This window comes from Clavibacter vidaverae (assembly GCF_047529985.1).
Classification (GTDB): domain Bacteria; phylum Actinomycetota; class Actinomycetes; order Actinomycetales; family Microbacteriaceae; genus Clavibacter; species Clavibacter nebraskensis_A.
In genome coordinates this window covers 1,457,827-1,466,803 of the sequence record NZ_JBLJAM010000001.1, presented here as the reverse complement: position 1 = coordinate 1,466,803, position 8,977 = coordinate 1,457,827, and the positions used below count along the sequence as shown (strand labels likewise).

7 protein-coding genes are annotated in these 8,977 nt (G+C 72.1%); 1 reads left to right on the top strand and 6 read right to left on the bottom strand.

Translation table 11 applies throughout. The annotated features are described in order from the left end of the window. Positions 1 to 2: 2 nt before the first annotated feature. Together ACMT9T_RS06690 and ACMT9T_RS06685 are read right to left on the bottom strand one after the other, a co-directional pair. Positions 3 to 722 (bottom strand): arsenate reductase/protein-tyrosine-phosphatase family protein, encoded by a 720-nt coding sequence (locus tag ACMT9T_RS06690; RefSeq protein ID WP_414744808.1) that lies wholly within the window; start codon positions 720 to 722, stop codon positions 3 to 5. Between the two features lie 9 nt (positions 723 to 731). Beyond that, positions 732 to 2,144 (bottom strand): tyrosine-protein kinase domain-containing protein, encoded by a 1,413-nt coding sequence (locus ACMT9T_RS06685; RefSeq protein WP_414744807.1) that lies wholly within the window; start codon positions 2,142 to 2,144, stop codon positions 732 to 734. Between the two features lie 214 nt (positions 2,145 to 2,358). Here ACMT9T_RS06685 and ACMT9T_RS06680 point away from each other — a divergent pair, with 214 nt between their 5' ends. Further along, entirely contained in the window at positions 2,359 to 4,620 is a 2,262-nt protein-coding gene (locus ACMT9T_RS06680; protein WP_414744806.1) for an acyltransferase family protein, read from the top strand. Positions 4,621 to 4,835: 215 nt separating this feature from the next. On the opposite strand, the gene ACMT9T_RS06675 is transcribed toward ACMT9T_RS06680, so the two are convergent. From ACMT9T_RS06675 to ACMT9T_RS06660, 4 genes are all read right to left on the bottom strand, one after another. Further along, on the bottom strand, positions 4,836 to 5,873 hold the full coding sequence (locus ACMT9T_RS06675; protein WP_414744805.1) for an acyltransferase family protein: 1,038 nt from the start codon (positions 5,871 to 5,873) through the stop codon (positions 4,836 to 4,838). Between the two features lie 91 nt (positions 5,874 to 5,964). Then, the gene (locus ACMT9T_RS06670) at positions 5,965 to 6,675 is read right to left on the bottom strand and encodes an SGNH/GDSL hydrolase family protein (RefSeq protein WP_414744804.1); all 711 of its coding nucleotides are present in this window, start codon (positions 6,673 to 6,675) and stop codon (positions 5,965 to 5,967) included. Positions 6,676 to 6,877: 202 nt separating this feature from the next. Further along, the gene (locus ACMT9T_RS06665) at positions 6,878 to 7,930 is read right to left on the bottom strand and encodes an endonuclease/exonuclease/phosphatase family protein (RefSeq protein WP_414744803.1); all 1,053 of its coding nucleotides are present in this window, start codon (positions 7,928 to 7,930) and stop codon (positions 6,878 to 6,880) included. 248 nt (positions 7,931 to 8,178) lie between these two features. Beyond that, the gene (locus ACMT9T_RS06660; RefSeq protein ID WP_414744802.1) at positions 8,179 to 8,976 is read right to left on the bottom strand and encodes a dienelactone hydrolase family protein; all 798 of its coding nucleotides are present in this window, start codon (positions 8,974 to 8,976) and stop codon (positions 8,179 to 8,181) included. Position 8,977 lies beyond the last annotated feature (1 nt).

Genomic DNA, 8,977 nt, shown 5'->3' with positions numbered 1-8,977 from the left:
GGTCAGCCCCGGGTGCGCGGAGCGTCCGTGCGGGTGACGGCGCGGACGGACTCGAGGATCGACTCGATGGCGCCCCCGGCCTGCTCGCCCGACGCGTCGTAGGTGGCCTGGGACCGGCGGTACGGGTCGACCACGTCGTAGTCGTCCTCGTGCGCGGGAGGCAGGGTCACGCCCCGCTGCGCCGCGACGAGCGGGATGAGCGCGCGCAGCTGCGCCGGCACGTCGCCGTCGCACGCGATGTGCTTCTCGTCCCCGGTGACCTCGACGAGGTGCTGGAAGAGCGCCGCGAACTCGCGGATCGTGAAGGTGAAGCGGTTGGCGCGGGGCACCGCGCGCACGACGGCGCTGCGGTGCTCGCGGGCCATGGTGAGCACCAGGTCGACGCCCTGGATGATGCCGGGCGTCAGGAACCTGGCCTGGTGCTCGCTCGGGTCCCCGCCGTAGCGGACGGACAGCTCCGCGGCCTGCTCGGGCATGCGCTGCCCGTCGGCCGCGATCGTGCCGGCGCTCGAGAAGCGCACGACCGAGTCGGCCTCCGCGGCGTCGCCGCCGAAGATGGCCCGGACGCGTGCGCGCAGGACCTGCTCGGCGAGGGCCGAGCGGCAGATGTTGCCCGAGCAGACGAACAGGACGCGGAACGAGCCGTCGTCGACGCTCTCGGTGGATGCGTCGCCGAGGGCCGCGCGTGCGGCCCTGCGGCTCGTGGGGGGGAGTTCCGACATGGAGGGGAGCTACGCCTTGATCTTCTCGATGGGCGCCTTGGACTTGTTGCCGTCCTCGTCCTCCGTGTACCCGTACCCGTAGCCGTAGTGGCCGTAGCCGTACGCGTCCGGGCCCTTGGTGGGGAGCATGGTGATGACGAGGCCGAGCACGTCCGCGCCCACGTTGGTGAGGTTGGCGATGGCGCTCTTCAGCTGGGTGCGGTGCGTGCGGCCCGCGGCGACGACGACGATCGCGCCGCCGGCGTTCTTGGACAGGATCGCCGCGTCGGTGACGGGGAGCAGCGGCGGGGCGTCGATGAGCACCACGTCGTAGCGCGCCTCGAGGTCCTGCAGCAGGCGGGCCATGCCCTGCGAGCCGAGGAGCTCGGACGGGTTCGGCGGGATCTGGCCGGCGGGGAGGATCGAGAGCATGCCCGAGCCCCAGGGCTGGATGACGTCCTCGATCTCGGCGCGGCCGATGAGGATGTCGGTGAGGCCCACGGCGCCCTCGAGGCCCATGTAGGAGGCGAGGCGCGGACGGCGGAGGTCGGCGTCGATGAGGACGACCTTGATGCCGGAGTCGGCCAGGGCCAGCGCGAGGTTCGAGCTGGTGGTCGACTTGCCCTCGCCCTGGATGGAGGAGGTGATGACGAAGCTGCGCGAGCGGCCGCCGAACTCCAGGAACTGGAGGTTCGTGCGGAGGCTGCGGAAGGACTCGGCCCGGGGGCTCCGCGGGTCGTCCTGCACGATGAGGGGACGCTCGGTCGCCTTCGGGTCGTACGCGATGCCGCCGAGGATGGGCTTGGTCGTGACGAGCTCGACGTCGCGCTCCCCGCGGATGCGGTTGTCGAGCGTCTCGCGGAGGAGGCTGACGCCCACGCCGATGAGGAGGCCGATGAGCGCGCCGACGATGATGTTGACGGGCAGGTTCGGCGAGGACGGCGACTCGGGGATCTCCGCCTGCTCGAGCTGCGTGATCTGCACCTGCGGCGTGCCCTCGATCGTCTCGGGGACGAGCGTGCCGACGACCGTGGTGAGGCTCGCGCCGATGGCGTCCGCGAGCGTCGCGGCGTCCTGGCGGGACTGGTCCTTGACCGTGATGTCGATGATCGTGGTGTCGAGCGGCGCGGAGGCGCGGACCGACTCGGCCAGCTCGCGCGACGTGATGTCGAGGCCGAACTGGTCGATGACCGGCTGGAGCACGGCGCGGGTCGTGACGACGTCCGCGTAGCTCTTCACGGCCTGCTGGGTGAAGTTGTTGCCCTGCTGGAGCTCCTGGACGTTGCCGGAGCTGCTCGGCGCGACGAACATCTTCGTCGAGGCCTCGTACTCGGGGGTCTGGAGGAGGGAGAACGCGGCGGCCGCACCGACCCCGACCAGGAGGGTCAGGATGATGAGCACCGCGCCCCTCCGCAGCATCCGAATGAAGTCACGGAGCGCCATGATGTAAAACCCTTCCCCAAAAGCACACAGGCGCGGAGTGTCCGCATACGTGGGATATCCACAGCCTCGGCTGTCTATCATCACACAGCTCACGAGAGGTGCAGGCAGCCGGGAACGCCCCCGTCCGGGGCATGGTAGGCCCCTTGACGCCCTGTTAGGGTCGCTCAGACAGCAGTGCTGCGCGGCGGTACACGAGTGAGTAGGGACCTGGGCCATGAGCTCGCAGACATTTCGCCGGGGTACTCCCGCGCTCCCGGATCCGTCGGAGCTCCGCTCGGCACCGAGCGACAAGAACCCGCCACCCGAGGGGGATTCGCCCGTCGCGGTGAACCGCGGGTTCCGCCCCGACGTCGAGGGCCTGCGCGCCCTCGCGGTGGTCGCCGTCATCGTCGACCACCTGTTCGACTGGCCCTCGGGCGGCTTCGTCGGCGTCGACGTCTTCTTCGTCATCAGCGGCTTCCTCATCACGGGGCTGCTGCTGAAGGAGTACGAGCGCACGAAGACGATCTCGTTCCTCGACTTCTACAAGCGCCGCGTCCGCCGCATCATGCCGGCCGCGCTCCTGGTGCTCGTGGTCACCACGGCCGTCTCGTTCCTCGTCTTCAACGTGATCCGCGCGCAGGCCAGCCTCTGGGACGCCGTCTGGTCCGCCCTCTTCGTCTCCAACTGGCACTTCGCGAGCGCGGGCACCGACTACTTCGCGTCCGACGGCCCCATCTCGCCGTTCCGCCACTACTGGTCGCTCTCGGTCGAGGAGCAGTTCTACCTCGTCTGGCCCGTGCTGATCTTCCTGGTCATCACGTTCGCCCGCCGCCGCACCCCGAAGAACCGCGTCAAGCGCGCCCGCCTCTTCACGCGCGCGATCGGCATCACGGTCGGCGTCCTCATCGTCGCGTCGCTCGCGTGGGGCTTCTACGAGACGTCGGCCCGCCCGACGGTCGCGTACTTCTCCACCTTCTCCCGCGCCTGGGAGCTCGGCATCGGCGCGCTCCTCGCGATCTTCGCGGCGCGCATCGCCACGCTGCCCGCCTCGATCCGCCCGGTGCTCGGCTACGTCGGCCTCGCGGGCATCGTCGCGTCCTTCTTCCTCGTCTCCGGTGACAACGCGTTCCCGGTGCCCTTCGCCCTGCTGCCCGTCGTCGCGACCGCGCTGGTCATCGCGTCCGGCATCGGCGGGGTGTCGAAGGCCATGGCGCCGATCACGAACCCGGTCACGACCTACATCGGCCGGCTCTCGTTCTCGCTGTACCTCTGGCACTTCCCGGTCATCATCCTGCTCGACTCGCTGATCCGCGACCGCACCGTCTACTACGCGGCCGCGATCGGCGCGACGCTCGTGCTCGCCATCGCGTCGTTCCACCTCGTCGAGGACCCGATCCGCCGATCCAGCTGGCTCGACCCGAAGAAGGCCGGCCGCCGGTCCTCCGCCGTGCAGCTGAGGATGACCGTCGCGGCGCTGTCCGTCGTGGCGGTCGCCGTGGTGGGCGTCGTCGCCGTGGCCGTCGTCCGCGACGAGCCGACGGGCGGCAGCCAGCTCGCCACCTCGCCGACGGCGGGCCCCGCCGTCGGCTCCACGGGCAACGCGCTCCAGGTCCGCTCGGAGCAGGTGACGGCGGCCCTCGCCGCCACTGAGTGGCCCGCGCTGGATCCCGCCGTCGAGTCGTTCGGCGACTTCGGCCGCGACGTCATCGCGCCCGAGTGGGCGAAGGACGGCTGCCTCGGCGGCGACCTCGCCAAGGAGAAGGACGCGGTCGAGAACGCCGAGCACTGCTCCTACGGGAACCAGGCCGCCGGCGCCGACAAGACCGCGGTGATCTTCGGCGACTCGCTCGCGATCAGCTACGCGCCCATGCTGCGTGCCAGCCTCGGCGAGGAGTGGAAGGTCCGCGTGCTCACCATGGCCCGCTGCCCCGCCTCCACCGTCACGAGCATCGACACCGACGGATCCGAGTTCACGGAGTGCACCGGCTTCCGCGACTGGGCGCTCGGCGAGATGAACGCGACCAAGCCCGCGCTGATCCTCATGAGCGAGGCCGTCGACAACTCCTACCTGTCGAGCAAGGCCGTGGGCGGCGCCGCCGACCGCGAGTGGCAGGACGGCGCGCTCACCACGATGAACAGCCTGAAGACGGCCGCGGCGAACGTCATCGTCCTGTCCCGTCCGCCGGCAGCGACCGCGCTCGTCGAGTGCAAGACGCCGACCAGCTCGCCGAACGACTGCCGCGCGGAGGTGTCGCCGTCGTTCATCAGCCACGCGCGCACCATGGCCGCGGCCGCCGAGGAGGTCGGGGCGCCGGTCCAGTTCATCAACACGCAGGGCTGGTTCTGCAGCCAGGGCAACTGCCCGGCGTTCGTGAACGGGATCCCCGTGCGCGGCGACACGTCGCACCTCACGGCGCGCCAGTCGCAGGACCTCGCGCCGATCATGTCGGACGTGCTCGCGGAGCGCGGACTCGTGGCCCCCGCGGCCGGCTGACCCGCACCACCTCACGCCACGACGGGCGCTCCTCCTCCGGGAGGGGCGCCCGTCGTCGTCCGTCGGCTCGGGCCGCGCGTGCGGCGGCCGGCATGTCGCGTCCGGCGTCCGGCGTCCGGCGCGCGGCGCCGGCCCGGAGCGCGACGTGCAGGGTCCGCGCGGGATGCTGGCGCGAGGGCCCGCCTTCGGGCGCCCCGGGGAGCGCCTCGGGACGACTAGTGCCGCGGCGCCTTCGCGCCCGAGGAGCGGCTCGTGAGCCGCCGCGCGACGCCGATGAACGGCACCTCCACGAAGCGGTGCACGAGCCAGGAGACGACGAGGGTCACGGCGATCGCGGCGATGACGCGCAAGATCCCCTCGGGCACGTCCAGGGCGCGCATCACGCGGTACGCGAGCGGGTGCAGCAGGTACGCGGCGTAGGAGATCGCGCCGAGCCAGATCAGCACGCGGGAGTGGGCCGCCTGCCGCGTCGCGTAGAACGCGAAGAACAGGCCGAGCCCGAGGAGGAACGACACGGCGTAGTCGAAGGGCGGCCAGGTCGCGTCCTGCCCGCCGTTGAGGTACGTGAAGAGCGGCACGCCCACGACGCCCGCGACGAGCAGGCCGCGCCAGGCGGTGGATCCGTCGCGGTCGCGCAGGTGGATCGCGTGCCCGAGCGACGCCGTGTAGAGCAGGAGCGGCAGCGTCCAGGGCAGCTCGCGCTCGAGCACACGGCCGGCGACGGCGGCGGCGGCGAAGCCCGCGAGCCACACGTAGCCCATGACCACGCTGCGGTCGAGGCGGCCGATGAGCTTGGCCACCAGGGACTGCCCGTAGAAGATCAGCTCGATGCCGAGGGTCCAGGCGGTCGGCACGATGGTGGAGATGCCGACGGCGCCCTGCACCATGAGCACGTTGGCCATGATCGTCAGCGGCCCGCCGAGCTCGCCCTCGCCCGTGGTCGCGACCCACAGCATCATGAGGCCGAGCACGAGCCAGTAGAGCGGGAAGAGGCGGTAGACGCGGCGCACCAGGAACGTGCGGGTGTCCTGGCGCTGCAGGCTGAGCGGGATCACGTAGCCGCTGACGAGGAAGAAGGCGACGACTCCGACCCGGCCAGCGTCCACCCACTGGCGGCTGAAGTCCTCGAACGCCGGGTACTCCGCGGCGATGAGGTGCTGGAGGACCACGACGAACGACGCGACGCCGCGGACCGCCTCGAGGAACTCGATCTTCCGACCGGTCTCGCTCTTCACTGTCACGCTGCTGGCCACGCGGGACCCTCCTCTGGTGCGGGCGCGACGCTCCGGCGCACCGGTTCGACCCTATCCGCCAGGTCGCCGGCGGCAGGGCGGGGGGATGCCCCTACTTCTGGGCGCCGTCGTCGAGGACCTCGGTGCGGACGTACTTGCGCACCTCGGAGCCCATGAGCTTGTAGCCGGTCATGTTCGTATGGATCCCGTCGCGGAAGAACTCGGTCCGCCACTTGCGGTCCTTGTTCGTGAGGTTCTTCCACGGGTCGAAGAAGTGGAACCCCTGCGCGTCGGCGAACTGCTCGAGGTGCGCGTTGACCTCGGGCGGTGTCTCGGGCGAGGCGTTCTGCGGCGGGATGCCGAGGATCACCGTCTCCTTGGGTGCCAGCTTCTCGACCGTCTGCATGATGTCGGTGTCGAGCTGCGTGTCCGGGATGCCGGCGAGGCGGTTGTTCGTGCCGATCATGATGAGCGCGACGTCGACGTCCTCGACGGTCGGCGTGTTCGCCGCCATGAAGGTGCTCGTCGCGCCGTCGTTGCCCCAGCCGCCCGCGAAGGTCAGCGGGTCGCCCACGACGTAGTCGACGTAGGCCATGCCCTGGTCGATGCCCTGCGGCAGCGTGCCGACGAAGCCGTTGGTGTTCGAGTCGCCCATGACGACGATGCGGACCATGTCCTCGGGCGCGGTCGTGGCGGACGCGCTCGGGGCGGGCTCGCCGTCGGTCGCGGTGGGGGAGGGCTGCGGCGCGCTGGTGCACCCGGCGAGCAGGAGGACGGCGGCGAGGGCGCTGACGGCGCCCCGGGCCATGCGACGTGCGGGCATAGGTGTGACATCCGATCGTGGTGGGGTCCGCGGCAGCGGCGAGCCGGTGACCCCGTCAGCCGCTGCGATCACGGGGCCGCTCGGAAACCATTGTGGCATGCGGTTTCCGTCGGGCCCGTGGCGGCGTGGCGCGCCGCGGGACGGCGGCACGCGGAAGGCCCCGCCGTGCGCGTGGCGCGGCGGGGCCCGGGAGAGCGGCGGATCAGGCGGTGCGGGCGAGGCGCACGAGCGCCTGCACGGCGGCGTGATCCGAGGGGGAGCGGCCCTCGAAGGTGTAGGGGTTGATGGCCGAGTCGACCACCTCGACGCCGCTGCCCGCGAGGATCCAGTCGATGCGCTCGCCCTCGGGCACCGGGTCGCCGTACGCCGTGAAGGTGCCGATGCCGGGGGTGGCGTGGTGCGCGGCCGTCGTCCAGGTGTCGGCGAGGCCCGCGTCGCGGGTGAGGATGTCGTACGCCGCCGACTCCTCGGCCGGCGCGTTGAAGTCGCCCGTGACCACGATGGGCGCGCCGGACGCGACCTCCTGCAGCCGCTCCGTGATGAGGTCGGCGCTCTTCACGCGCGCGAGCTCGGACTCGTGGTCGAGGTGGGTGTTGAGGTGCACGAACTCGGCGCCGCTCCGGCGGTCGCGGAACCGCGCCCACGTCGCGATGCGCGTGGTGCTGCAGCCCCAGGAGCGGGATCCGATGAGCTCCGGCAGGTCGGACAGCCAGAACTGGTCCCACGCGACGACGTCGAGGCGGCGCTCGTCGTAGAAGATCGCGCTGTACTCGCCGCCGGACCCGCCGTCGCGGCCGTAGCCGAGCATGCGGTGGTGGGGGAGCGCCCGGGCGATGGCGGGCAGCTGGGCCGCGAGGGCCTCCTGCACGCCGAGGACGGTGGGCTGCTCGAGCTGGAGGAAGCGGGCGAGCACGGGCTCGCGGTCGGCCCAGTGGTCGGGGTCGCCGGGCTCGGTGGAGGGGCGGGCCAGGCGGATGTTGCAGGTCATCACGTGCACGAGGTCGCCCTCGGCCGAGCCGATGGTCGCCTGCTGGGGCGGGGCGGGAGCGACGCGCGTCGCCTCCGCCTGACGAGACGGAGGGGGGTCGGCCTCCGCGGTGCCGTCGGGGCCGTCCGTCGTGGTCGTCGTCTCGTCCGCGCGCGGCCGCTCGAGGAGCGCCGTGCCAGAACCGCGGGTGGGGCGTCCGACGCCCGGATCCGATGATCCGGCACCGTCGAACAGGTCGCGTCGGCTGAATCCGCCGCTCGCCATCATGGAGATCTCCTCGGGTCGCACGTGTCTCGCATGATCAGCCTGCGTGCACGTGCCCCTGCGGGGCACCAACGGCGCATGGCGGATGCGTGAACTGCACGCACAGGTCTACGCGAGGGGTGCGGCGATGGCAACCCGGAGGCGGCGTGTCGGCCCGTCGCGGAGGGATCCGCCAGCCGGCGCAGGGGCCGCGGACAGACGCGCGCGCCGCGGGCGGGTGCCGGCGGCGCACGGATCGGTGCGGCGGGGCGTCAGCCCAGGTGCTCCGCGAGGAAGTCCGTGAGCGCGCGCCACGAGCGGCGCTCGGCGCGGTCCTGGTACTGCGCGCCGTGGTCGGGGGAGTCGACCCCCGGCACGGAGAACGCGTGCATCGCGCCGCTGTACGTGACGACCTGCCAGTCGATCGCGGGACGCGTGCGCATCTCGTCCTGGAACGCGGCGACCTTCTCGTCGGGGACCATCGGGTCGTCCGCGCCGGTGAGCACGAGGATCGCGGCCTTCACGTCGGCGACGTCGGCGGGCTCGTGCACCACGAGGCTGCCGTGCAGGGAGATGGCGGCCTTGATCTCGGCGCCCGCGCGGGCGACCTCGAGCGAGGCGCTGCCGCCGAAGCAGTAGCCCATGACGGCGATGCGCGACGGGTCGACGTCGGGCTCGGCGGCGAGGCGGTCGATGCCGGCCTGCACGCGGGCGCGCATGAGCGGCAGGTCGGCGTAGTAGGACCCGGCGACCTGGCCGGCCTCCTCGGGGCCGGGGCGCACGTCGCGGCCGTAGACGTCGGCCGCGAAGGCGACGTAGCCGAGGCGCGCGAGCATCTGGATCCTGGCGGCCACGTGCCCGCCGACGCCGAACCAGTCGTGGATCACGAGGACGGCCGGGCGGCGCCCGCCCTGCGACGCGTCGCGGGCCAGCAGGCCCTCGAGCTCGGTGCCCGCGTGGTCGTACAGCACGGGGCCCATCTGGATGTCGGCGCCCGCGGGCAGCGGCACGCGCTCGGTGAGCTCGGCGAGGGACGGCGACCAGACGGGGATCGATGCGGGGTCGGTCATG